This is a genomic window from Nocardia sp. NPDC060255 (assembly GCF_042727395.1).
Classification (GTDB): Bacteria; Actinomycetota; Actinomycetes; order Mycobacteriales; family Mycobacteriaceae; genus Nocardia.
Genome location: NZ_JBHXAU010000005.1, coordinates 194,515 through 216,915 on the forward strand (window position 1 = coordinate 194,515; position 22,401 = coordinate 216,915).

Annotated in this window: 23 protein-coding genes; 8 read left to right on the forward strand and 15 right to left on the reverse strand. The window is 66.5% G+C overall.

Annotation, left to right across the window (positions count from 1 at the left end):
* Window positions 1-8: 8 nt before the first annotated feature.
* The 3 genes from ACFWF1_RS12730 to ACFWF1_RS12740 all read left to right on the forward strand — a co-directional run bounded on the left by ACFWF1_RS12730 (window position 9) and on the right by ACFWF1_RS12740 (window position 4,151).
* Complete coding sequence (locus ACFWF1_RS12730; protein WP_379285059.1) at window positions 9-1,211, forward strand: MFS transporter; 1,203 nt, start codon at window positions 9-11, stop codon at window positions 1,209-1,211.
* Window positions 1,212-1,220: 9 nt separating this feature from the next.
* Complete coding sequence (locus tag ACFWF1_RS12735) at window positions 1,221-3,131, forward strand: pyridoxamine 5'-phosphate oxidase family protein (protein WP_379285058.1); 1,911 nt, start codon at window positions 1,221-1,223, stop codon at window positions 3,129-3,131.
* 519 nt (window positions 3,132-3,650) lie between these two features.
* Window positions 3,651-4,151: a hypothetical protein gene (locus ACFWF1_RS12740; RefSeq protein WP_379285057.1), complete on the forward strand. Its 501-nt coding sequence runs from the start codon at window positions 3,651-3,653 to the stop codon at window positions 4,149-4,151.
* 344 nt (window positions 4,152-4,495) lie between these two features.
* On the opposite strand, the gene ACFWF1_RS12745 is transcribed toward ACFWF1_RS12740, so the two are convergent.
* The 4 genes from ACFWF1_RS12745 to ACFWF1_RS12760 form a co-directional block, all read right to left on the reverse strand.
* Window positions 4,496-4,771 (reverse strand): hypothetical protein, encoded by a 276-nt coding sequence (locus ACFWF1_RS12745; RefSeq protein WP_379285056.1) that lies wholly within the window; start codon window positions 4,769-4,771, stop codon window positions 4,496-4,498.
* 203 nt (window positions 4,772-4,974) lie between these two features.
* On the reverse strand, window positions 4,975-5,334 hold the full coding sequence (locus ACFWF1_RS12750; RefSeq protein WP_379285055.1) for a nuclear transport factor 2 family protein: 360 nt from the start codon (window positions 5,332-5,334) through the stop codon (window positions 4,975-4,977).
* A 4-nt stretch (window positions 5,335-5,338) separates the two neighbouring features.
* On the reverse strand, window positions 5,339-6,070 hold the full coding sequence (locus ACFWF1_RS12755; RefSeq protein WP_379285054.1) for an SDR family oxidoreductase: 732 nt from the start codon (window positions 6,068-6,070) through the stop codon (window positions 5,339-5,341).
* 234 nt (window positions 6,071-6,304) lie between these two features.
* Window positions 6,305-6,526: a hypothetical protein gene (locus ACFWF1_RS12760; RefSeq protein WP_379285053.1), complete on the reverse strand. Its 222-nt coding sequence runs from the start codon at window positions 6,524-6,526 to the stop codon at window positions 6,305-6,307.
* Between ACFWF1_RS12760 and ACFWF1_RS12765 the strand changes: the two genes are divergently transcribed.
* Window positions 6,516-6,998 carry a hypothetical protein gene (locus tag ACFWF1_RS12765; protein ID WP_379285052.1) on the forward strand — a complete coding sequence of 161 codons (483 nt, stop codon included), beginning with the start codon at window positions 6,516-6,518 and terminating at the stop codon, window positions 6,996-6,998. The two genes, ACFWF1_RS12760 and ACFWF1_RS12765, sit on opposite strands and share 11 nt — an antisense overlap.
* Here ACFWF1_RS12765 and ACFWF1_RS12770 read toward each other — a convergent pair.
* Genes ACFWF1_RS12770 through ACFWF1_RS12785 form a run of 4 tightly spaced genes read right to left on the reverse strand, consistent with a single transcriptional unit; the run spans window position 6,944 to window position 10,297 of the window.
* Window positions 6,944-7,426 (reverse strand): Dps family protein, encoded by a 483-nt coding sequence (locus ACFWF1_RS12770; RefSeq protein ID WP_379285051.1) that lies wholly within the window; start codon window positions 7,424-7,426, stop codon window positions 6,944-6,946. The genes ACFWF1_RS12765 and ACFWF1_RS12770 overlap by 55 nt on opposite strands.
* 31 nt (window positions 7,427-7,457) lie before the next feature.
* Window positions 7,458-8,096, reverse strand: coding sequence for an HD domain-containing protein (locus ACFWF1_RS12775; protein WP_379285050.1), 639 nt, complete (start codon window positions 8,094-8,096; stop codon window positions 7,458-7,460).
* On the reverse strand, window positions 8,093-9,547 hold the full coding sequence (locus tag ACFWF1_RS12780; protein ID WP_379285049.1) for a catalase: 1,455 nt from the start codon (window positions 9,545-9,547) through the stop codon (window positions 8,093-8,095). The genes ACFWF1_RS12775 and ACFWF1_RS12780 overlap by 4 nt, the downstream gene beginning before the upstream one ends.
* A gap of 33 nt (window positions 9,548-9,580) precedes the next feature.
* Window positions 9,581-10,297 carry an MIP/aquaporin family protein gene (locus ACFWF1_RS12785; protein WP_379285048.1) on the reverse strand — a complete coding sequence of 239 codons (717 nt, stop codon included), beginning with the start codon at window positions 10,295-10,297 and terminating at the stop codon, window positions 9,581-9,583.
* Window positions 10,298-10,574: 277 nt separating this feature from the next.
* On the opposite strand from ACFWF1_RS12785, the gene ACFWF1_RS12790 reads away from it, so the two are divergent.
* Window positions 10,575-11,261 carry a response regulator gene (locus ACFWF1_RS12790; protein ID WP_379285047.1) on the forward strand — a complete coding sequence of 229 codons (687 nt, stop codon included), beginning with the start codon at window positions 10,575-10,577 and terminating at the stop codon, window positions 11,259-11,261.
* On the opposite strand, the gene ACFWF1_RS12795 is transcribed toward ACFWF1_RS12790, so the two are convergent.
* Window positions 11,239-11,622 carry a response regulator gene (locus ACFWF1_RS12795; protein WP_379285046.1) on the reverse strand — a complete coding sequence of 128 codons (384 nt, stop codon included), beginning with the start codon at window positions 11,620-11,622 and terminating at the stop codon, window positions 11,239-11,241. The two genes, ACFWF1_RS12790 and ACFWF1_RS12795, sit on opposite strands and share 23 nt — an antisense overlap.
* A gap of 160 nt (window positions 11,623-11,782) precedes the next feature.
* On the opposite strand from ACFWF1_RS12795, the gene ACFWF1_RS12800 reads away from it, so the two are divergent.
* The 3 genes from ACFWF1_RS12800 to ACFWF1_RS12810 all read left to right on the forward strand — a co-directional run bounded on the left by ACFWF1_RS12800 (window position 11,783) and on the right by ACFWF1_RS12810 (window position 15,332).
* The gene (locus ACFWF1_RS12800) at window positions 11,783-12,760 is read left to right on the forward strand and encodes an aldo/keto reductase (RefSeq protein ID WP_379285045.1); all 978 of its coding nucleotides are present in this window, start codon (window positions 11,783-11,785) and stop codon (window positions 12,758-12,760) included.
* Complete coding sequence (locus tag ACFWF1_RS12805) at window positions 12,757-13,635, forward strand: NAD(P)-dependent oxidoreductase (protein ID WP_379285044.1); 879 nt, start codon at window positions 12,757-12,759, stop codon at window positions 13,633-13,635. The genes ACFWF1_RS12800 and ACFWF1_RS12805 overlap by 4 nt, the downstream gene beginning before the upstream one ends.
* Before the next feature lie 77 nt (window positions 13,636-13,712).
* Complete coding sequence (locus tag ACFWF1_RS12810) at window positions 13,713-15,332, forward strand: GAF domain-containing protein (protein WP_379285043.1); 1,620 nt, start codon at window positions 13,713-13,715, stop codon at window positions 15,330-15,332.
* Window positions 15,333-15,400: 68 nt separating this feature from the next.
* Here the strand turns inward: ACFWF1_RS12810 and ACFWF1_RS12815 are convergent, their stop codons facing one another.
* The 6 genes from ACFWF1_RS12815 to ACFWF1_RS12840 form a co-directional block, all read right to left on the reverse strand.
* Complete coding sequence (locus tag ACFWF1_RS12815; protein WP_379285042.1) at window positions 15,401-15,937, reverse strand: pyridoxamine 5'-phosphate oxidase family protein; 537 nt, start codon at window positions 15,935-15,937, stop codon at window positions 15,401-15,403.
* Window positions 15,938-16,012: 75 nt separating this feature from the next.
* The gene (locus tag ACFWF1_RS12820; protein WP_379285041.1) at window positions 16,013-17,029 is read right to left on the reverse strand and encodes a phosphotransferase family protein; all 1,017 of its coding nucleotides are present in this window, start codon (window positions 17,027-17,029) and stop codon (window positions 16,013-16,015) included.
* Window positions 17,030-17,065: 36 nt separating this feature from the next.
* Window positions 17,066-18,280 (reverse strand): acyl-CoA dehydrogenase family protein, encoded by a 1,215-nt coding sequence (locus ACFWF1_RS12825; RefSeq protein ID WP_379285040.1) that lies wholly within the window; start codon window positions 18,278-18,280, stop codon window positions 17,066-17,068.
* 38 nt (window positions 18,281-18,318) lie between these two features.
* The gene (locus ACFWF1_RS12830; RefSeq protein ID WP_379285039.1) at window positions 18,319-20,259 is read right to left on the reverse strand and encodes an acyl-CoA synthetase; all 1,941 of its coding nucleotides are present in this window, start codon (window positions 20,257-20,259) and stop codon (window positions 18,319-18,321) included.
* The gene (locus ACFWF1_RS12835) at window positions 20,256-21,191 is read right to left on the reverse strand and encodes a fumarylacetoacetate hydrolase family protein (protein WP_379285038.1); all 936 of its coding nucleotides are present in this window, start codon (window positions 21,189-21,191) and stop codon (window positions 20,256-20,258) included. The genes ACFWF1_RS12830 and ACFWF1_RS12835 overlap by 4 nt, the downstream gene beginning before the upstream one ends.
* The gene (locus ACFWF1_RS12840) at window positions 21,188-22,321 is read right to left on the reverse strand and encodes a VOC family protein (RefSeq protein ID WP_379285037.1); all 1,134 of its coding nucleotides are present in this window, start codon (window positions 22,319-22,321) and stop codon (window positions 21,188-21,190) included. The genes ACFWF1_RS12835 and ACFWF1_RS12840 overlap by 4 nt, the downstream gene beginning before the upstream one ends.
* Between the last annotated feature and the right edge of the window lie 80 nt (window positions 22,322-22,401).

The window sequence follows — 22,401 nt, forward strand, 5'->3', positions numbered from 1 at the left end:
GAGCACTGATGACGAGACACCTGTACCTGCTGATGCTGACCATGCTCATCGTTGTGTCGAGCGAGCTGCAGATCCCGGCGATGATGCCGGTGATGGCACATGACCTGGGAGTCGACACGGGCATGATCGGGATGCTCGTCTCGATCTTCGCGCTGGGCATGGCGATCGGCGGCCCGGCCATCGCCTTCGTCCTACGGCACCGCCCGCCGAAACGGGCACTGCTCACCGTGGTCGCGGCGTACGCAATCCCCGAACTGCTCGTCCCCCTCGTGCACGAGTACTGGTGGGTGGCGTTGATGCGCCTCTTGACCGGATGCCTCGCCGGAGCGGCCGTCGGCCTGTCGATCGCCTACGCCACCAGACTCGCCCGCAGCCAGGACACGATCGGCGAGGCCGTCTCGATCGTGCTGAGCGGAATCATGGTCGGCACCGTCGTCGGGCTTCCGGTGTCGCACTTCATCGCCGACCGGTGGAGCTGGCAGGCCACCTTCTATGTTCTCGGTGCCGCCGCTATCGTCGTCTTCGTCGTGAGCCTGCTCGCCCTGCCGCCGCGAGCGGCGGCGACGGCCGACGACGCGGCCCAGGACATCCGCAACCTCCGCCTGCCCCGCCTGTGGTCGCGCTACCTGGTCAGCTTCCTGACGATCGGCGCCGCATACGCGGCCTTCTCCTACTTCACCCCGCTCCTGGAGCAGAGCGCCGGATTCAGCTCGTCGGCGACGACGCTGATCCTGCTCGCATACGGTATGTGCGCACTTGTCGGGAACCTGGCCGTCGGGAAGCTGGCCGACCGGCACGCCGTCGGCGTTCTGCGGTTCGGCCACGCCCTGCTCGCCGTCTCGCTGGCCGTGATCGCGATCGCTAGTCATGCGCAGCCGGTGGTCCTGGTCATGGTCCTCGCCGTCGGCCTCGCCGGTGTCACGATGAACCCGCCGCTGGTCACACGGGTCGTCGAGGTCGGTGGCAGCGGGGCCCTCGTCAGCACCGTCCACACCTCGATCATCACCCTGGGCATCACCGTCGGCACGGCCGTCAGTGCGGCCACGATCGGCGCGTTCGGCGACGACCCGGCGGTGGCCATGTGGACCGGCAGCGTGTTCGCTGTGCTCGCCGCGGTCATGCTGGCCCTGCAGCACCCGCGACGCGACAGCGCCGACGGACTCCGCACACCGGAGCTGCCGCGGCAGACCACCCAGACTGCGGCCCGGTAGGAGGCGACGATGTCCGCGAATCCAGCGCACACGACGTGGCATCCCGGCGAGGAGACGATGCACCGGCTCCTGCGGGTAGTGCACGGCGGCAACCCCACGATCCCCGGTCTGCCTGCGGCGTACGGGCTTTGGATGGCCGAGAGCCCACTCCTCGCGCTGGGCACGGTCGACGCGCACGACCGCGTCTGGACCACCGTGCTCGGTGGCGACGCCGGGGTCGTCCGGCCCGTCGCGGCCGGTGTCCTCGGAGTAAATGCCCGCTCGCGTGAGCCACTGATGGGCTTCGATCCTGTTCTGGAAGCGTTGTTCGCCGGGCACGATCTGCGCGACGGCGGAATCGCCCGGCACCCAGGCGATGGGAAGCTGGTCGGCGGGCTGGCGATCGATCTGGAGACCCGGTCACGGGTCAAGATCTCGGGCCGGGTGCTGGGCGGCGCCGTCGTGGCGACCGATCCGCAGGCCGAGACACCGGCCGGCGTGCAGCTGGCCGTCGCCGTCGAGGAATCGCTGGGCAACTGCCCGAAGTATCTGAACCGGAAGTCGGTTCGACCGCACGACTCGTCGCCGACACTGGTCAGCGAGCAAATCCCGCTCGTTCCCGAAGCGATCGACCTCATCGGCAGATCCGACCTGTTCGCGATCTCCAGCCGCCACGGCACGGCAAGCATGGACACCAACGTCCGGGGCGGGTCACCCGGTTTCGTGCGGGTCCTCGCCAACTCGGCCGCGGCGGGCGTCACACTCGTCTATCCCGAGTATTCCGGGAATCGTCTCTTCCAGACCCTGGGCAACCTGCGGGCCGACCCCGCAGTCGGCGTGACCTTCCCCGATGTCGAAACCGGTGCCGTGCTGTACCTCAGCGGACGCGCGGACGTCCTCGTCGGCGCGGACGCCGCGGCGCTGCTGCCGCACAGCAGGCTTGCCGTCCGGGTCCACGTCGACGCGGCCCGTCTCGTGCGGGACGGATTGCCGTTCCGCGGCACACTGCTGGATCCGTCCCCCTACAACCCGCCGGCCCACCGGTTGGCCCAGGAAATCGACGGTTCTCCCGCCATCGGAACGACCGATCCCGACGGGAAGCCGCTGGCCGTCGCTACGGCGACGCTGCTCCGGCAATCGACCGTCACGCCGACCATCTCGCGGTATACCTTCCGGCTCGGCCCCGATCCGTCGACCGCGTCCTCGCGAGCCGCGTTCGCAAAGCTGACACCGTGGCGTGCGGGGCAGCACGTCACCCTGGATTTCTCCGCCCACCTCGATCGCGGCTGGTCGCATATGCGCGACCATGATCCGCGATCGCTCAACGACGACCACATCAGGTCGTTCACAATCTCGAGCCGGCCCGTCGAGGACCACTCGGCGGTGCTGGACGGCACCGAGTTCGACATCACCGTCCGCGCGCAGGGACCGGTGACGGCCTTCCTCAAACGGTGGCGTCCGGGCCGGTCGGTCGACGTCGCCGTGCTGGGGTTCGGAACCGGCGACGAGATCGAGTTCGGCGCCGACCCTGACGGTGACGACGTCGTCGTGGTGGCTGCCGGGGTGGGGATCACACCGCTCATGGCGCAGGCACAAGCGGCGTCCGCGGCGGCGAAAGGCCAACGACTGAAGCTCCTTTGGAGCGTGCGGGCCGACGACCTGCCGCTGGCGATCGACGTCCTCGGAGCTCTCGACGAGGTGGCGGCCGTGACCGACCTGTTTGTCACCCGCGCCGCAGGCACCGGATCGGAGCCGGAGATCGCGGAACTGCGCAAGCTCGGCGCGCACGTCCACACACGACGGATCGAGCCGGCCGACGTCCGGTCCGCAGGCACCGCCGGACAGCGGCGCTTCCACCTGTGCGCACCGCCAGGTCTGACCCGCTCGGTACTGGAATGGGTCGGAGACGAGCACGTGCGATGCGCGACCTTCACGTACTGAACGGATCCGACCGCGGGACCACGCGAGGTGAGCAGTTCGAGGCGGGGAGGCGCCGATGCGGACGGTGAACAACGGTTGCCTACACACCACACGAAAAGGCGCGACCATCGCAAAACTCGATGCGATGCATAGCGACCGTCTTCCCGAGGCTGAACGCTGCCGAATGAATGTGCCTCGCCCAGTCAAACATGGGCAACTCTGCGCGAATCGTGTGAAATATGACCGCAATGTCGAGCGCGGCGTATGAATGCCGGTGTGTGTTTTCTCGACATGCGATCTGATCCACGCCGATGGTGCCGGAGGCTGGGCTATAGGTCGACGGAGCCTGGGCCTGTTAGGCCCAGGCTAGTGGTCCGTTGTTTGATCTATTCTTCGATTGTGTGAGCGCTGTACACGTGGATCCGGGGCGGGCGCTGCGGGAATGGCGAGAACGTGCCTCGCCCACGTCGGTTGGATTTCGAACCTGCCATACGCCGTGAGCAGGCCGCAGCACTGCCGGAATGGAAAATGGAGGGACACATGTTTCGTGCGAAAGTGATGCTCGGCGTGCTTGCCACGGCGGTGCTCGCACAATTGGGGACCGGATGCGGAAAGGGTGCCGACGTTCCCGGTACCAGCACACCCACGCCGACAACCAGTATTTCCGCACCGAGGACGAGTGCGCCCGCGCCGACCTCCACGCGGATTGCCCCGGCGCCCGGCGTGGGAACTCCGACGCAGGGAAGACCGCAATCCCCCACTCAGCCGCCGCCACCAGCGGCTTCCACGAGCCCACTGCCGGCACCGGCCGCGCCGGTGAAGTGCACCGACCAGTTCAACTACGGCAACGACCCGCGCTCGAACGCCGAAATCAACAGCATCGGCGAACAAACCGGCCAATGCCCGCCACCACAGCCCCCGCCACCCGCACCCGCGAAGTGCACCGACCAGATCAACTACGGCAACGACCCGCGCTCGAACGCCGAAATCAACAGCATCGGTGAACAAACCGGCCGCTGCCCGGACCCGATGGGGTCTTGACCCGGATGTTGTGCGAAACGGTAGCGCCGCCGGGTATTTCATCGCTGTCCAGCGCCTGCTACCGCACCGCCGATTACACCCTGCTGGTACCAATCGCGCACGGCCAGGATGTCGGCCAGGTCGCGGCACAGCCGATACCGTCAGCCGGTCCCTGCGGCGCGCACACGCGCGAGCTGGTGGAAGCCGTCGCGGTCGAGCGCGGGGATCTTGATTCCGAGCTGGGATGTCGCGGCTGCACTGGTTGTCGACCGGTCCGGTGGATGCGTCGGCGGCGGAGCGACGCCCCGACCACCACAGGATCCGGGGTCGCCGCAGTTCAGTCGGACGCTCACGCCTGGCTGCCGTTATTTGCAGGTGGCGTCCAGCTGGTCGATGTCTCTGCTGAACACGTCGCGGGTGGTGCCGTTGTCCTCGTCGCGGGCTGCCACGGCGGCCGCTCGAACGCCCTGGTAGTCGTTGCTGTTCGTCGGCCTACCGGCTTGGCTGAGGTCGGCCTGGGTTTGCCGGATAGAGGCACCGCAACTCGCCGCAGGTTCTGCGGTCGCCGGTCCAGCGGTGGTGAGCGCGCCGAGTGCGAAAGAGTAGATTACGAGGGTCGTTGCTGTCCTGCGGAGCTGCATTGCCGTTCCTCTCGTTGGGTGGTTCTGACGTCTTCGAATCCACTCGGCGAGTCGGTGTTGTCGTGCATCGACATCGCCTTGCGGGTTGTGCGAATTCGACGAGATGCCCGATCGAGCCAGCCTCTACGAGTCTGCCAAACGAGCATCGTGGTAGGCCTGGTTGTCGCGCTCAGTACCGATATCGCTGCTGTTTCGTGACCGATTCACAACTGGTTGTTCCACATTCGGAACATCGTGCAATTGCCGCGCTTGTCGAAGGTGACGGTCCACAGGTTGGCGAAGTCACCGAGCTCTTTGTAGTGCCCGGTGCCACCGATCGCGGCGGTGTCGCCGGTGATCATCAGGGTCGACCACTCGAAATTCCAGCCGCCCTGCTGCCATTCCTGCCGGCCGCGCCAGCCCTCGACGATGGCGTCGCGGCCGATCCAGTCGGTACGGTAGGGCCATTCGTGGTATTCGGCGTCCGGGCTGAACAGTGCTGCGATGTCTTTGGCCGCGTTGGTATTCCACGCGTGCACGTATCGGTCGACCCATGCTCGTAGTTGTTCTTCGGTGATCGTCATCGGGTCAGCCCTGGACCGTTGGCCGGACGACGATTTCGTTGACGTCGACCTCGGGCGGCTGAGCGATCGCGTATTCGATCGCCGCGCCGATCGCGGACGCGGGAATCGCCGCCGACATGCTGTCGCGGACCGCCGCACGAATGTCGTTGTCGCCGATGCCATCTGTCAGTTCACTGCGGGTCAGACCAGGGCTGATGACGGTGACCCGGATATCGCGGCTCTCCTGTCGCAGCCCCTCCGAGATGGCCCGCACCGCGAACTTGGTGGCACTGTAGACCGCCGCAGTCGGGTCGACTCGATGTCCGGACACCGACGCGAGGTTGACGATGTGTCCTTGCCCGCGGTCCCGCATCACCGGCAACACCGCGGCGATGCCGTGCAGGACACCACGGATATTGACATCGATCATCCGATCCCAATCCGGCACTGCCAGCGCGTCCAACCTCGACAACGGCATCACACCGGCGTTGTTGACCAGCACGTCGATCCGCCCGTACCGCTCCTGCGCCCGCGCGGCGAACTCCCCCATCCCCGCCGCGCTGGTGACATCAAGGATGTGGTGGTCGGCACTGCCGCCGTCGGCCTGGATCTGTTCGGCGATCGCCTCGATCCGATCCGCGCGCCGCGCGCCGAGGACCACCTGGTGACCCGCGGCGGCCAGGATTCGTGCCGTCGCCTCGCCGATCCCGCTGCTCGCCCCGGTAATCAGGACAACCTTGCTCGACACCGCACCCACAATGACCCCTTGTCTCGACTTCGGCACCGGTGCTTCCAGCGCCGGTATCGAGCATGCGGCTACCGCGGCGATTAGCCCAGGTCGTGGCTTCCTGGGTGTGCGGCACCCAGGAACGGCGGACGTAGGACGGGGGATGACCGGCAATGAACTCGGCGAGTTTCTGCGCAACCGCCGCTGGAACAAGGGCGATAAACCAAACCATCGGTGCAGATGATCGACGCGATCGCGCGGGCATTACGCCTGGACGCCGACGCGCACTGGCATGTCTTCCGGCTCGCCGGCCTGCTCCCACACCCCGAAGTGGCCGCCGAACCGGACGTGGTCGACCCTGAACTGGGCCGTCTCATGGACGCCTTCCCTACCGCGGTCGCCTACATAGTCAACCGTCGACTCGACATCCTCTCTCGCCGACGCGTTACTCGAACCGTTGGCCGACCCCCGCAACATGATGTTCACGCTGTTCCACGATCCAGCCGCCCGGACCTTGTTCGCCGACTGGCCGACCGTCGCCTGTGATGCGGTGCACGCGCTACGGCTGATCACCGGACACCTCCGCGACACCCGGACGGTGGCGCTGATCGACCAACTCCTTGCCACCAGCACCGAATTCGCGGCGTTGTGGCACGACAACGACGTCCAGGGGTTGGGTCGCAAGGCCAAAAGATGCGGACGGCTCGAACTGATCTATCAGGCCTTCGACGTACAGCACGCACCCGGACAACAACTCCCGGTCGGCACCCACGCACCGGCCAGCGCGGACACCCTGGCCGCACCGGCCGCGCAGTCCGTTCGCTACGGAACTCGCCGCCGACTCAGTGATAGACACATCGAGCGGGATGCGTTAGCAACGCATCCCGCTCGATATCCGAGAGGTTATCCGCGAGTGCGGTTTTCACTGCTGAGTAGCCAGGCCTGCTTTTCGAGTTGATCGATGACGGCGTGCAGCAGGTCGGCGGTGGACGGATCCTCGGCGTCGGTGTCGTCGTGCACCGCGCGCACGGTCGCCACGGCCGCGCGGATCTGGGTGGTGACCAGGTCGACGACGGCGGTGGTGTCTTGTTCACCGGCCGGCAGGATCGGCACGGTAGTGGTCGAGGTGACGGTCTGTGGTCGGCCGTCGGGGACGGCGTCGAGGGCGCGCATGCGTTCGGCGATGGTGTCGCTGAATTCCCTTGCGGAGTCGACGATTTCGTCGAGTTGCAGGTGCAGGTCGCGGAAGTTGTGACCGACGACGTTCCAATGCGCCTGCTTACCGTTCAAGTGCAGCGCGATGAGGTCGACGAGGACCTGCTGCAGGTTGCCCGCCAGTTGTGCCGATGCGCGAAAACCGATGTCCGATTCCAGGTGAGTGGTCATGATGGTGCTCCTGATCTGTTGGGGTGGTGGGCTATTCGGGCCACGGGTTGGATTGGATGACTTCGACGAAATCCGTTCGGGTGAAGCCGGGCAGGAAGTGCGCGAGGACGTCGGCGTTGACGGTCCCGAAGGTGGTGTCCGGGCGGTCGGCGAAGCCGTTGGTGAAGGCGGCGAGGATGTGGCGTTTGAAGTCCGGTCGCGGATGGGCCGCGGTGACGGCTTCGAGATCGGCGGGATCGAGATCGGTGTATCCGATGCCGAGCACGTCGGTCTCGACCCCCGCGGTGACGCAGGCGATCTCGGGGGCCATATGTTCCGGGATGCCCGGGGTCGTATGCAACGCGATGGCCGTCCATACTCGTTGCGCTGCTTCGTTATCGATGCCGTGGGAGGTGAGGAAGCGGCGGGCTTCGTCGGCGCCGTCGACCTCGAACCGTTGGGTGGTGCTGCGGTAGGTATCGGTCAGCCCGAGGTCGTGGAACATCGCACCGACATAGAGCAGTTCGGGATCGGGCTTCAGACCACGCAGCTGCCCTTGCAACATCCCGAACAAGTAGACGCGGCGCGAATGATGAAACAGCAGCGGTGGTGCCACGGTGCGCACCAACTCGGTGGCCTCGGTGACCAGTCGGCTGTCCGGGATCACGATGCCTGCGATCTGTTCGTTCATGATGCACGCACCCCGTGCTCGATCCGATCACCCAGGTCCTTGTCGACATTGCGCCAGTATTCGAAGGCGCGTTGCAGGACTGGTTCGGTAACGCCGTCGCGGAGGTGGCCGACGATGTTGCCGACCAGCCGGGCGCGTGCGGCGTCGTCCAAGATGTCGCGGACGAGGGTGCCCGCTTGTCCCCAGTCGTCGTCCTCGATGCGCAACGTGTAAGCGGTGCGCACCATATCGCCATCGCTGTGCCAGCCCGCGGGTTCGCCATAACGTGCGGTGTCGGCGCGGGGTCCGCCTTTGGAGTTCGGTGCGTACACCGGATCCGAGACGGTGTTGTAGCGCATCGCGCCGTCCTTGCTGTAGCTGTGCACGGGCGCGATAGGTGCGTTCACCGGTAGTTGGTTGTAGTTCGCACCGATCCGGGCGCGGTGCGCGTCCGGGTAGGCGAACATCCGCCCGAGCAGCATCTTGTCCGGGCTCGGACCGATGCCGGGGACGAGATTGCTCGGCTCGACAGCGAGTTGCTCGATCTGGGAGTGGTAGTCGGTCGGGTTGCGATCCAGGGTCATGCGGCCCACCGTGATGAGTGGGTAGTCGGCGTGCGGCCACACCTTGGTCAGGTCGAAGGGGTTGAACCGGTAGGTCTTCGCTTCGTCGAAGGGCATGATCTGCACCTTCAGGACCCAACTCGGATGCTCGCCCCGCGCGATCGTCTCGAACAGATCGCGGGTGTGATAGTCGGTATCGACCGACGCCATCCGGTCCGCCTCGTCCTGGGTGAAGCATTCGATGCCCTGGTCGCTGATGAAATGGTATTTGACCCAGAACCTTTCGCCGGCCGCGTTGAGCCACATGTAGGTGTGCGAGCTGTAGCCGTTCATGTGCCGCCAGGTGCGCGGGATACCGCGATCGCCCATCAGCCAGGTCACCTGATGCGCCGATTCCGGGGACAGCGTCCAGAAGTCCCACTGCATATCGTGATCACGTAAGTTGTTGTCCGCGCGGCGTTTCTGCGATCGGATGAAGTGCTGGAACTTCATCGGATCACGGATGAAGAAGACCGGGGTGTTGTTCCCGACCATGTCGTAGTTGCCTTCTGGTGTATAGAACTTGATCGCGAAACCGCGGGGATCTCGCCAAGTGTCGGGGCTGCCGTGCTCCCCGGCCACGGTGGAGAACCGGATCACCAATTCGGTCTCGGCCCCCGGCTGGAACAGGGCGGCCTTGGTGTAGGCGCTGACGTCGTCGGTGACCTCGAATCGGCCGAAGGCGCCGCCGCCCTTGGCATGTGGCTGGCGCTCCGGTACGCGCTCGCGGTTGAACTGGGCCATCTGCTCGATCAGGTAGTGATCGTGCAGCAGGATCGGTCCGTCGGCGCCGACGGTTAGCGAGTGGTCATCGCTCTGCACCGGGATGCCGGCGTCCGTCGTTGTCGGAACAGCTTGGTTATCAGTCATTTTCGTGCCTTTCGATGCCTAGATGCGGCTGGTTCATTTGTCGTCGGGGTTGAGTGCGCGGAAGACCGCTCCGGCGCCCGCGCCCGCGATGAGTTGCGCGGCCAGGTACACCCAGAGAGTCGGCCAGGCGAACATGCCCAGCACGGCCGCACCCACGGTGACGGCCGGATTGAATGCGCCGCCCGAAATCGCGCCGACGGCGAAAGCGCCTGCCACGACGGTGAATCCGATGGCCAGCCCGTAGAACGAGTTGTCCGGATGACTCTTACTCGTGGCCACATTGAGCACCACGTAGCACAGGGCGAAGGTGAACAGGAGCTCCACGACGAAGGCAGCCCCGACAGTGCGACCGCTCAGCGTCAGAGTCGGTGTGGTCCCGACCCGCGCTGGATCGATGATCCAGCGCACCACCACCGCGGCGAGTAGCCCGGCGACCAGTTGCGCGGTCCAGTAACCCATGGCGGTGCGCAGTCCGATCCGGTGCCGCACCAGCACCGCCAGGGTGACGGCGGGGTTGTAATGACCACCGGAGATATGCCCTCCGGCGTAGATCATCACCATGAGTGCCGCGCCGATGGCCAGCGGTGCGAACGGGCTGCCGCTGCCGGCGGCGGTGCCGACAGTGAGAACCAGGAAGAAGGTTCCGATCAGTTCAACGGCATACCGCGCATCGAACCGGTGAGCGGCACTGGTCACCGGACTGGTCGCGGCGCGGGCGGAGGTTGCGGTGATGTCTTGGGATGTGACCATGTCACGACTCCTCGAATTGCGCTGTGGTTTTCAATTGCGCTGTGGTTTTCAATTGCGCTGTGGTTTTCAATTGCGCTGTGGTTTTCAATTGCGCTGTGCGACTTTCAGAATCGCCCGGTCCCGCGCCGATGTCGTCAGTGCTGGCGGCCGTTACCGCTGCCCGCCAGCCACAGACCGCGCATACCTGCTAGCTGCAACTCGCACGTTTGCGGCCTGGTCCGCAGCGCGGCGGCCGAGCGCGGATATGCTCGAATTCGAGCAGCCAGGAGGTGACTGGATGGCGTCGACGACGCCCGGACCCGACGATGCAGGAACCCGCTTGCGGGTGATTCTGGTCGAGGACGATGTGCTGCTGCGCGAAGGCTTGGCGAGCTTGCTCGAGCGTTCGGGGTTCGAGGTCGTCGCCCAGGCGGGCGACGCCGTGCACCTGCTGAAACTGGTTCGGGACCAGACCCCCGAGCTGGTGGTGGTCGATATTCGCATGCCACCGACCAACACCACCGAGGGCCTCGATGCCGCCCGCGCGATCCGCGCGGAATTCCCCGGCACCGGCATCCTCGTGCTGTCCGCGCACGCCGATGTCGAACACGCGATGGAACTACTGGCCAGCGGCCGAGGAATCGGCTATCTACTCAAGAGCCGGGTCACCGATGTCGAGGATTTCGTCGACACCCTGCATCGCGTCGCCAAAGGCGCCTCGGTCGTGGACCCGGCACTGGTCACCGAGTTGGTCTCGGCGCAACGCCGCAACGACCCCCTCGCCGCACTCAGCGTGCGCGAACGCGAGGTCTTGGCGTTGATGGCGGAGGGGCGTTCCAACGCCGGGATCGGCCGTCGACTGTGGGTGACCGAGGGGACCATCGAAAAGCACGTCCGCAGCATTCTGACCAAACTGGATCTGCCCGAGACCGGCGACGACCACCGCAGGGTCCTCGCGGTGGTCAGGTTCCTGGAGTCGCGCTGAGCTGATCCCCGCCGCCGAGCAAACCGCGAACGGCTGCGGACGACAGCGCGGACTTGGCCAGAAACCCCACCGCCACGCTCTCGGCGACCAGGTCAGCGAAGTCCTCCCCCGAGTGCGTCGAAATCAATATCACCGGCACAGTGAGGCGCTCGGCAAGGTCGAACCCGCTCTCGACACCGAGATCGACATCGACCAAGGCGACATCGGGCTGCGCCCGCGCGACCTGCGCGAGTGCGTCGGCGCCGGTCGATGCCACGCCAACGACGAGGACTCCCTGCTGCTCGAGCAAACCACGAGCGGCAGCGAGGAAATCCGCGCTGTCATCGACGATGAGGCAGCGGAGCGGCGAATCCCACGTCATCACCTCAGCTTGCCTGCGCGCGCTCGGGGATCGCATTGCTGCTAGCGGGCATCGTCTGGATCTTGCAGCTGGCGAGTAGCCCAGGTTTACCGCTGGCCGGAAGTAGCGATTGCCGCCAGCGGTGGCGACAGTCGACCGACTGCGCGCGAGGGTGATTGCTATGAAAACAACAACATTGGGAACCAGCGGACTCCAGGTCTCGCGAATAGCCTTCGGCACTTGGCAACTCGGCGGCGAATGGGGTCACTTCGACGAAGACGCGGCGATCGCCGCGATCCGCCGCGCCCGCGACCTCGGTGTCAACTTCTTCGACACCGCGCAGGCCTACGGCTTCGGTGCCTCCGAGCACCTGCTCGGCAAGGCGCTGCGCCCCGAACTGCGCACTGCCCGAGACGAACTCGTGATCGCCACCAAGGGCGGGCTGCGCCGGACCGAGTCCGGCATGGTGCGCGACGCGAGCCCGGACTGGCTGCGGCGCGGCGTGGACGCCAGCCTGACCGCGCTCGGCATCGACCACATCGACCTCTACCAGGTGCACTGGCCCGACCCGGCCGTGCCCGCCGCCGAGACCGCGGGCGCGTTGGCCGAGCTCGTCGCCGCGGGCAAAATCCGGCACGTCGGCGTCTCCAACTACGACGTGGGCCAGATCGCGGAATTCTCGGCGACCCTGCCGGTGGAAACCGTGCAACCGCCGTACCACCTGTTCCGGCGCGGGATCGAGGACGAACTGCTGCCGTACTGCCGCGCGCACCACCTCGGGGTGCTGGTCTACGGGCCCTTGGCACACGGCCTGCTCACCGGAACACTCAGCACGTACTCACTGTTCGCCGACGACGACTGGCGCAGCCACAGTTCGGTCTTCACCGGCGACACCTACGAACGCAATCTGGCAACCGTGCAGGCGCTGCAGGAATTCGCGGGCGAACGCGGAATCACCGTGAGCCAGTTGGCGATTGCCTGGACCTTGGCCAACCCGGCCGTGCAGGTCGCCATCGTCGGCGCCCGCCAGGCCGATCACGTGCGCGACAGCCTCGGTGCCGCCGACGTGTCACTGAGCGAGGACGACCTCGACGCGATCGACAAGATCATGGCCTGGGCCACCCCCGTCGCCGGACCATCCCCGGAGAAAGTCCGATGAGCGCCGCGCACAGTGTCGCCGTGCTCGGCACCGGAACGATGGGCGCACCGATCGCGCGCAACCTGTTGCGCGCGGGATACGAAGTGCGAGTGTGGAACCGCAACCCCGCCAAGGCCGCGGCACTGGTCGCCGACGGTGCCCGGCACGCCGCGAATCCGGCTGCGGCCGTGACGGGAGCCCACGCGGTGATCACCATGCTCACCGACGGCCCGGCCGTCGAGGTGGTGCTGACCGGCGCGCTGTCAGCCGTTGCGCCGGAAGCGATCTGGATCCAGATGAGCACCGTCGGCCTCGATGCCTGCGCTCGTCTCGCCGACCTCGCCCGGCGCCATGCCATCACATTCGTCGACGCCCCGGTATCGGGCAGCTCCGGCCCCGCCGAGGCGGGCGAGCTGATCATCCTGGCCGCGGGCGCAGGCAAGGTCCGGTCCCGCGTCGAACCGATTTTCGATGTTCTCGGCCACCGGACGATCTGGCTGGACCACACCGGTGCGGGGAGCGCGCTCAAACTCGCGCTCAACAACTGGCTTGGCATTCTGGTCGAGGGCATGGCCGAAACACTCACGCTCAGTGCCGCTTTCGGACTCGACCCGAAACGATTTCTGGAGGCTGTCGCGGCCGGGCCGATGGCCTCGAACTACGCGATGGCCAAAGGCGCGGTCATGCTCGATGCCGATTTCACACCCGGCTTTCCCCTGCACCTCGCGGTCAAGGACGCCGAGCTCGCGGCACACGCAGCCCAACAACACGGCATAGCGCTCGCCCTCACCGGTGCGCTGCTACCACGCTGGCACGAGGCCATCGCGGCCGGACATGGCGACGACGACGTCGCCTCGGTGATCACCACGCCCACCGCCGACCTCGTGCGCGGGTAGCCGCGGCCGCCGGGACGGTTACGATCGACATCGATGTGTCGTCCGAGTTCGCCGACAGTCGATGTGAGCAGCACGTCATGATGCAGAAGCTGTCCCGGATGCGCGGCTGGCTTGCGGGCACGCCAGCCGCAGTCGCTGCGCGCCATCGCACGGATATCGCGCCGACCTCGTTACGCGGACAGTTGGTGTCGTCGTCGCTGCGCTCGATGTCCCCGCCGTGCTGGCTCGGAATCGTGGTCGCCGCAACGCTGATCGTCATCGAATCGGGGCTGGTCTACTGGCTCAAACAGCTCGCCCCCGGGGACGCGTTCGGTGTGGTCTACCTGCTCGGTGTCTTGGTGGTATCGACGATCTGGGGTCTCGGGATGGCGATAGCCACCTCGGTGGCCAGCGCGATCGCCTTCGACTACTTCCGCAACTGGCCCGCGCCCTTCGTCCTTGGTGCCGACGACCTGGCCGCCGTCGCCGTGTTCCTGGTCGTCGCACTGCTGGCCAATACCCTCGCGGGACTGGCAAAAGCCCACGCCGCCGAAGCGGATCGACGGCGCGTGCAGGCCGATCTGGTCGCCGAGCAACAAGCCGCGCTGCGCCGAGTAGCCACGCTCGTCGCGCGCGGGGCGAGCTCGCCGCTGGTGTTCTCGGCGGTCACCGAGGAAACTGCCCGCTGCCTCGGCGTATTGAACGCGACGCTGTTCCGCTACGAGGCCGACGGCTCGGGAACGATCGTCGCGGCTCGCGACGAACCCGGATTGCCGAAGATGCCGGTCGGTGCGCGCCTCACCCTGGAAGGCGACAACATCGCGGCGATGGTGCTGCACAGCGGCAGCCCGGCCCGGATGGACAATCACGACCAGGCCGCCGGCTCCGCCGCGGCGCGCATCCGCGAGCTCGGTCTGCGCGCGGGAGTCGGCGCGCCGATCGTCGTCGATGGGCAGCTGTGGGGGGTGATCGTCGCGGGCACGTCGCGGCGCGAACCGCTGCCCGCCGATACCGAGGCCCGCCTGGCCGAATTCGCAGACCTGGTCGCGACCGCGATCGCTAATGCCGAAGCGCACGCACAACTCACCGCGTCGCGCGCCCGGATCATCACCGCCGCCGACGAGGCGCGACGGCGCCTCGAACGCGACCTCCATGACGGCGCACAACAACGCCTGGTCTCGCTCGGGCTGGCATTGCGCACCGCGCAGGCGTCGGTGCCAATTGAGTTGAGCGCGTTGCACACTCAGCTGTCGGCGGTGGTGGCTGGACTGGTCGACGTCTCGGCGGAGTTACGCGAGATCTCCCGCGGCATTCACCCGGCGATCCTGTCCAAGGGCGGGCTCGGACCCGCACTCAAGGCGCTGGCGCGCCGCTCCATCGTCCCGGTCGAGCTGGACCTGAACTTGACCGAGCGAATGCCCGAGTCCGCCGAAGTGGCCGCGTATTACGTTGCGGCAGAAGCACTCACGAACGCGGCGAGGTATGCCCAGGCATCCGGGATCGACATCGAAGCCCGGACCGAGAGCTCACACCTGCACCTTTCGGTTCGCGACGACGGAGTCGGTGGCGCCGATGCCACCGGTGGGTCCGGACTCATCGGCCTGATCGACCGCGTCGAGGCCCTAGGCGGTCAACTGCAGATCACCAGCCATCCCGGATGCGGAACAACCCTTTTCGCGCGCATCCCGATCGTCACCGAAGCACCGACGACCACCTGACAGCTTCTGAAACTGTCCGGTGCGGCTGCTCTACACCGCACTCTTCCGGCTTAGTTACCGCTGGCTGATCACCAGGACAGGCTCTGACCGATCCGGATGCTTCCGGCTTCGACCGCCCCGAGGGACGCCCGGTACTCGAACTTCTCTTCCGCGCTCTTGCCGCGGGTCGGGGGCGAGTAGAAGGTGCTCTCCGGGGTGAAGCGCAGTACCACTCGGCTTTCCGCCACAATCCAGGCCAGCGTGGGTTCTCGGTCGAGGACCAGCGGTTCGTCCGGTCCCAGATTTCCCTCGCGCACGAGTTCGATGCGGGCGATTTCGGTGCCGATCCGCAGCACGCACTCGGGGTCGTCCTCGACCTGTACCGATCCGTAAAGCAGCAGATAGGACGGTGGTTCAGCCATGTCGATGACGCACACCGAGGCTCGCGGATCGCGCCGTGCCGCCTTGGCCTTCGCGCGAGCGGCCATCGTCAGAAAACAGATGTCCTCGCCGTCCAGCACGTAGTAGCCGATGGTCATGGCGGGCCCGTGTTTCTGTCGGTTGTAGCCCCACACGCAGAAACTGTTCTCTCGAACGAACGCGCGTCGTTCGTCGCTATCCATCATGGTGATTCCTTTCGATTCGCCCGTCCGGAACGTCCGAACTCGCGAACGCCGGTGGTGTGACGCGGGGGTACCGGGTTACCGATGGGCCAGCAGCCGCCGCGCCCGCTCGGCCATTTCGGCGATGGCGGTGTCGAGCCGCTCGAGGTCGATCGCCTGACCGCTCATCGCCTGGGCGCGAAAGCGTGCGTGCACACCCTCGGCAATACAGGCCAACCGCCACAGCGCGAACGCTTCGTAGAAGGCGATATCGGAGACGTCGCGGCTGGACCGCGAGTGGTAGTACTCGATGACGTCGTCCGCGGTGGCGAACCCCTCGGTGGGATCGGGCGCCCAGCCGACCAGGTCGCCGGGCGACCACATCGCCACCAGCCAGCCCAGGTCGGCGAGAACATCGCCGACGGTGCACAGTTCCCAATCCAGGACGGCCCGCACGCTGCCCTCGGTGTCGACAATCAGGTTGCCGGGACGGAAATCGCCATGCACGAGTCCGGTCTGCTTCTCCGGGGGTGTGCGCTGTTCGAGCAGGCCGCGCACCGTGGTCAACGCCGCACGCTGCTCCGGTAACGCCGCCAGTTGCCGGGTCCAGCGCGCGAGCTGCCGTTCGACGTAGCCGCCCGAACGTCGGAAGGATTCCAAATCTGGTGTGGTGCAATCGATGTCGTGGATGCGAGTCAGGGTGTCGACGATATTGCGAGAGGCCTTGCGGCGGACGGGGTTTGGCAACTTCGCGGCGGCGGCCGCGCTGTCCAGCACGATCCCGTCGATGAACTCCATGACATAGAAATCGGAACCGGTGACGAGCGGATCCGCGCAGGAACCGATCACGGCGGGCACCGGCACATCACTTTCCTGCAGGTAGGTCAGGATCTGCGCCTCGCGCACGACATTGTGCGCGGTGGGCAGCAGTGCGCCGACCGGTGGTCGCCGAAGCACCCAGGTACGCGCGGTGCGATCGCGGACGATGAAGGTGAGGTTGGAACGGCCGCCGGTGATCAATTCGAATTCGACCGGGTCGCTGAGATCCGGGATCCGCCGGCGCAGCCATTCGGTGACGTTGCCGGCGTCGATCACCGAGGTGTCGTGGGTCGTCATGTGGAACTTCTTTCCTGTGGTACAACGTGACCGGGGTTAGCGACGGCTCATTTCCACCCGCGCCACCGATCGCAGGTGGACCTCGTCGGGACCGTCGGCCAAACGCATGGTGCGTGCGTGCACCCACAACTCCGCCAGGGTGGTGTCCGGGCCGACACCGGCCGCGCCGTGCAGTTGGATCGCGTGATCGATGACGCCGCAGACCGTGCGCGGCACGCTCGCCTTGATCGCGGCGATCTCGCTGCGAGCGGCGTCGGGGCCGCCGTGCTGGATCAGCCAGGCGGTCTTCAGCACGAGCAGCCGCGCCTGCTCGATCGCGATGCGACCCTCGGCCACCCACTGCTGAATCACACCTTGGTGCGCGAGCGGGCGTCCGAAAGCGACGCGTTCCTTTGCTCTGTCGCTCATCAGTGCCAGGGCGTGTTCGGCCATCCCGATGGCACGCATGCAGTGGTGAATTCGGCCCGGGCCCAGCCGAGCTTGCGCGAGCGCGAATCCGCTGCCCGGTTCACCGATCAGGTTGGTGACCGGGACCCGCACGTCGCTGAAGATGAGCTCCGCGTGGCCCGGTTGATGGGTGTAGCCGTAGGCGGTGAGGTTGCGGGCGAATTCGACACCCGGCGCGTCCCGGGGAACCAGGATGAACGACTGTTTCGCAGGAGACGGTGCCTGGGGATCGGTTACACCCATGACGATCAACACCTGGCAGCGTGGGTCCGCGGCGCCGGTGATCCACCATTTGCGGCCGTTGATGACATAGGTGTCGGCGTCACGCACGATCGAGGTGTGGATGTTGGTGGCATCGCTGCTGGCGACATCGGGCTCGGTCATGGCGAACGCGCTCCGAATATCACCGGCCAGTAGAGGTTTGAGCCATTGGGCCTTCTGCTCCGCTGATCCGAACAGGTGCAGCAGCTCGATGTTGCCGCTGTCGGGAGCGCTGCAGTTGAGCACTTCGGGCAGCACATCGGGATACCAGCCGGTGCGTTCGGCGATCGGCGCGTAGTCGAGGACCGTCAGGCCGTGTGCGGGATCGTCGGCCTCGGGCAGGAACAGATTCCACAATCCGCGAGCACGGGCGGCGGCTTTGAGCTCCTCGACCACCGGAGGCACTTCGTGCGGCCGACCTCGGTCGGTCAGCGACCGGCGTTGCTCGTGATAGATGTCGAGTGCGTCTCGCACGTGTGCGTCGATGAAGGCGTCGAGCTGTTCCAGGTAGGACTGCGCGCGCGGGGACAACGAGAAGTCCATAGGTACTCCGTGCGAAGAATCGTGTGGCGAAGACAGGTCTAGTGGGAAGGGGCGGGATCGCGATCCGTGGCGCCGACGCGCAGTTCCCAGGTGATGGCGTACCGACCGAGGCGTTCGGTGACCGCGGCCGGGCCGCCGGTGACGTCGATGGTGGTGCGGATCGTGCCGTCGACGATCTCGGTGGCGATCGCGACGATCCCGTCGAGATCGTCGACGGCGGTGTGGATTTCGCGGCGGGTGGCATCGGCGCGCAGTGCGAGTTTGTCGGGTTTGCCGACATCGGTGACGGGCAACGCGTCCACCAACACCACCGCTTTCGGAACGGCGGCACGCTCCGGTACCCGTCGACCGGCCCATTCCAGCAGTTCGGTGTCGGTCGCGGTCGCGCCCGCCGCCAAGGCGACATAGACGACGGGAACTTCCCCGGCATGCACATCGGGCCGGCCGACCGCGCCCGCGGCGACGACATCCGGATGCTCGAGCAACGCGTCCTCGATCATCGCCGGATCGATATTGTGCCCACCACGGATGATGAGGTCCTTGGCGCGACCGTGCAGGTGGATGAATCCCTCGTCGTCGATATGCGCGAGATCGCCGGTCCAGAGCCGGCCGTCGCGCAGGGCGCCCATCCCGTCGAGCAGGTAGCCGCCACTGTCGTCGCGTCCGGCGACGTAGCCGGCGAACACGGTCGGACCACTGATAGCCAGTTCACCGATCTCCCCCGGTGCGGCCACGTTCCGATCTCCGTCGTGGCCGCGCATCACGGTGATGCGCTGGTAGGGCATTCGCTGACCGACCGCACCCGGCCGCGGGTATTCGGGGAAGCCGCGAGCACTGGCACAGGTCGCCTCGGTGAGGCCATAGCCTTCCACCAGCGTGACACCGGTATGGGTGTGGAACGCCGCGCCCACCGCCGGGGGTAGCGGTGCAGCGCCGACCGCCGCGTAGCGCAGGCAGGTGATGTCGGCGTCGACCGGAAACTGGCTCAGCACGGCGTACACGGTGGGTACCGCGCTCATGACCGCGATGCGGTAATGCTCGACGATCCGCCAGAACATGGTGAACAGCGCCGGATCGCGGTAGCCCAGCGGACCCGCCCACACCACCGGTTGTCCTTTGAACTGGGGTGAGAGCAGGGTGACGACCAGCGCGTTGACATGGAACAACGGGAGTGCGGCAAAAACGACCGAATCCTGGTCCAGCAGTTCGTTCGCCGCGATCATCCACGCGTTGGCGACCTCATTGGCGTGGGTGTGCGCCACCAGTTTCGGTACCCCGGTGGTGCCGCCAGTGTGGAACAGCGCCGCCAAATCGGTTGCGGCAGGTGCCACACCGGCAAAGGTTCGCCGATCGTGGTCGGCAGAGCGCTCGTCGAGGTAGCCGATATCCACACCATCGATGACCGGTAGGGCGGGCGGGGTCTCCGTCGGTGTAGTCGGACGCAGGACCAGGATGATATCCACCATGCCCGCGCTCGCAAGGCTCCGAGCGGTCTCCCAGATCGAGGCCGACAACTCCGGGCCTGCGCTGATCAACACGCGCGCGCCTGAACGCCGCAACAGCTCACCGATATGCGGCGGGGACATGGCGCCGTTGATGGGTGCCGCGATTCCAGCCAGCTGGGCGGCAACGGTGGCCGCGATCAGTTCGGCGCAGTTAGGACCGATCAGCGCTACCGCGTCGCCACGACCGACGCCGTGGGCGTGCAGGAGATTGGCATAACGATGGACGTCGGCAAGCAACTGAGAGTAGGTGCGCTGGTAAGGATCTCGCCAGCGCACAGCGTCGGGAAGCACGGTGACGGCGGTGCGGTCGGGCCACCGGGTGGCCGCGCGGACGAGCAAGGCATAGGTCGACGCGGGCAGCCCGCGGTGGTCGAGCGGGACCGATTCGATGTCGGTCAGGTCGTGCGGGCCGAGATTGCGCGGCCACAGCAGGGGCTCGTCATCGATGGCGGGTGTGCTCGCTTGCTCGGTCATCGCGCGGTCCGCACTACGGTTCGCTGGCGCCCCAGATCGATCGCACCGTCATCGGTGGCGACGGTGATTTCGACGAGGTCGCCATCGCGCAGATATTTCGGATTCTGGGCCTGCTTGTCGAAGAACAACTTCCAGCGCGTAGCTGCGGGCAGCAGCGAGCCGAGCAGTTGCGCGGCTTTGCCCGGTGCGCGCAGTGCCGTCCCGCCGGGCGTACCGGTCAGCAGCAGGTCACCGGCGTCGAGCCGCTGGAATCGGGTCAGCGACCGCAACGCCTGCAGCGGCGGAAAGATGATGTCGTGGGCGGTCATATCCTGGCGTTTTTCGCCGTTGACCGATAACCGCAGCCGGAGGTCGGTGAACCGCTTGAACTCGTCCTCGTCCAGCAGCACCAGGGCCGGCCCGGTCGGGGTGAACGTGGGGTAGGACTTGGCTTCGTAGAACTGTGTCTGCGGCAGTTGCACGTCACGCGCGGAGACATCGTTGGTGACCACCAGGCCCGCGAGATAACCGGTGTAGTTCTCGGCCGTCAGGTCGGTGCCGACCGGCACCGCACGTCCGAGCACCACCCCGATCTCGGCCTCGTAGTCCAGTAGCCGGACATGACCTGGCCGGATGACATCGTCGCAGGGCCCGCTGATCGAGGCCGACGACTTACGGAAGAACGTCAGCAGCACCTTTTCGGGATCGCCGCCCGATTCACGAACGTGCGAGGCGTAGTTCGTCATCTGCGCGATCACCCGGCACGGGGCCGTCACCGGCGACAGCAATGCGAGGTCGCCGATCGGTGTGGTGTCCGCACCGGCCGCGTCGATCGCCGCACGGTCGGCCAGGATCTCGGCGGTCGTGGTCGCGGTGGTGTCGACCCGGGCCGCGGTGGTCGAGGAGGTCTGCACCCACCAGGAATCGGCCGTACGCAGCAAGGAGATGCTCATTTGTTGGTCACTTTCATCAGGCCGCGTAGGCGGCGGAGGTCGAATTCGTTGTCCTCGCGCAGGGTGCCGAGCATTCCGCGCAGCTCACGAAGCGATTCCCGGTTCGCTGCCAACCCGAGGAAGTCCTTCGTCGCGGGCGGCCCCCACTGCGCCAGGCCCGACACGGTCATCGGCGACCATCCCGATTCGAGCGTGCAATCGAACATGTCCCCGTCACTGAAGTGCTCGACCATGAACCCGTCTGGGTCCCGCCAGTAATCGAAGATCTGACTGCCCAGAATGTGGCGGCCGACGCCCCAGGACCGGTGATACCCGCGGTCGTGCAGGTACTCTCCCCCGGCGGCCAGGGCGTCGATATCACAGACCTGGTAGGCCGAGTGCACGTAACGATTTGTCGGGCCCAGCGTCAGCGCGAGCGTGTGGTGGTCGGCCGGTGTCGCCCCCCGATCGCACCGGATGAAGCTCATGACCGGCCCGCGTTCGCGTTGATCGGCGAGGAACTGGAAATCGCTGACGATCAACCCCAGATGTTTCAGGAACCAGTCCAGCGTCTGCCGGTAGCGCGTGCTCTGCAAGACCACGTGCCCGAGCCGCTGCACCCGCGCGGGTTCGCGGGGCCGCCGCTGAGTGGCATTGACGCGCGGCAGTCCGTGACCGGTGTTGACGGTCAGCGGCAGCTGCGCGGGCAGCTCGGGCAACCGATGGGTGTCGCCGACCACGCGCACACGCAAACCATTGGGATCGGTCAGGTCGACGGTGGAACCGCCGAGCGTCTCCGGTAATGCCGTCAGGTGCTGCCCGGTGGCCTCGGCGAGCCGGACCAGATCTGCGGTATCGGCGGCTTGGAAGGCCGGTCCGACAAACCGTGAGCGCGGGCCGCGCCGAATCAGCACGCACGGTGACCCCGCGTCGGTGCCGCGCAGATGCAGCTCGTCGGCAGTGCGCAGGCTGACGATGAAGCCGAAATCACCGGCGAAAAGCGCGGCCCGCTCAAGATCGGGTTTCTCGAACTCCAGCCAGGCCAGATCGTGGACTTTCACCATCGGGTCGGCCGCGCGACCAGGGTGTTCGCCGGATAACGCACCGTTCTCGCTGTGCAATCCGCTGTGCGGATCGTGCTGGTCGATCATCCGACCACTCCCTTGTTGTCAATCATGCTCAGCGTCAGAGACTTTGCCCGCGCGGGCAGTGGCGACGCCGAGTCCGCCGA

Excerpts from the sequence above, each read along its gene's own strand:
- ACFWF1_RS12770 (WP_379285051.1), bottom strand. The coding sequence starts at position 7,426 with ATGACCACTCACCTGGAATCGGACATCGGTTTTCGCGCATCGGCACAA.
- ACFWF1_RS12825 (WP_379285040.1), bottom strand. The coding sequence starts at position 18,280 with ATGGACTTCTCGTTGTCCCCGCGCGCGCAGTCCTACCTGGAACAGCTC.
- ACFWF1_RS12735 (WP_379285058.1), top strand. The coding sequence starts at position 1,221 with ATGTCCGCGAATCCAGCGCACACGACGTGGCATCCCGGCGAGGAGACG.
- ACFWF1_RS12730 (WP_379285059.1), top strand. The coding sequence starts at position 9 with ATGACGAGACACCTGTACCTGCTGATGCTGACCATGCTCATCGTTGTG.
- ACFWF1_RS12745 (WP_379285056.1), bottom strand. The coding sequence starts at position 4,771 with ATGCAGCTCCGCAGGACAGCAACGACCCTCGTAATCTACTCTTTCGCA.
- ACFWF1_RS12775 (WP_379285050.1), bottom strand. The coding sequence starts at position 8,096 with ATGAACGAACAGATCGCAGGCATCGTGATCCCGGACAGCCGACTGGTC.
- ACFWF1_RS12840 (WP_379285037.1), bottom strand. The coding sequence starts at position 22,321 with ATGATCGACCAGCACGATCCGCACAGCGGATTGCACAGCGAGAACGGT.
- ACFWF1_RS12835 (WP_379285038.1), bottom strand. The coding sequence starts at position 21,191 with ATGAGCATCTCCTTGCTGCGTACGGCCGATTCCTGGTGGGTGCAGACC.
- ACFWF1_RS12790 (WP_379285047.1), top strand. The coding sequence starts at position 10,575 with ATGGCGTCGACGACGCCCGGACCCGACGATGCAGGAACCCGCTTGCGG.
- ACFWF1_RS12750 (WP_379285055.1), bottom strand. The coding sequence starts at position 5,334 with ATGACGATCACCGAAGAACAACTACGAGCATGGGTCGACCGATACGTG.
- ACFWF1_RS12740 (WP_379285057.1), top strand. The coding sequence starts at position 3,651 with ATGTTTCGTGCGAAAGTGATGCTCGGCGTGCTTGCCACGGCGGTGCTC.
- ACFWF1_RS12815 (WP_379285042.1), bottom strand. The coding sequence starts at position 15,937 with ATGATGGATAGCGACGAACGACGCGCGTTCGTTCGAGAGAACAGTTTC.
- ACFWF1_RS12785 (WP_379285048.1), bottom strand. The coding sequence starts at position 10,297 with ATGGTCACATCCCAAGACATCACCGCAACCTCCGCCCGCGCCGCGACC.
- ACFWF1_RS12810 (WP_379285043.1), top strand. The coding sequence starts at position 13,713 with ATGATGCAGAAGCTGTCCCGGATGCGCGGCTGGCTTGCGGGCACGCCA.
- ACFWF1_RS12780 (WP_379285049.1), bottom strand. The coding sequence starts at position 9,547 with ATGACTGATAACCAAGCTGTTCCGACAACGACGGACGCCGGCATCCCG.
- ACFWF1_RS12795 (WP_379285046.1), bottom strand. The coding sequence starts at position 11,622 with ATGACGTGGGATTCGCCGCTCCGCTGCCTCATCGTCGATGACAGCGCG.
- ACFWF1_RS12805 (WP_379285044.1), top strand. The coding sequence starts at position 12,757 with ATGAGCGCCGCGCACAGTGTCGCCGTGCTCGGCACCGGAACGATGGGC.
- ACFWF1_RS12800 (WP_379285045.1), top strand. The coding sequence starts at position 11,783 with ATGAAAACAACAACATTGGGAACCAGCGGACTCCAGGTCTCGCGAATA.
- ACFWF1_RS12765 (WP_379285052.1), top strand. The coding sequence starts at position 6,516 with ATGATGTTCACGCTGTTCCACGATCCAGCCGCCCGGACCTTGTTCGCC.
- ACFWF1_RS12820 (WP_379285041.1), bottom strand. The coding sequence starts at position 17,029 with ATGACGACCCACGACACCTCGGTGATCGACGCCGGCAACGTCACCGAA.
- ACFWF1_RS12830 (WP_379285039.1), bottom strand. The coding sequence starts at position 20,259 with ATGACCGAGCAAGCGAGCACACCCGCCATCGATGACGAGCCCCTGCTG.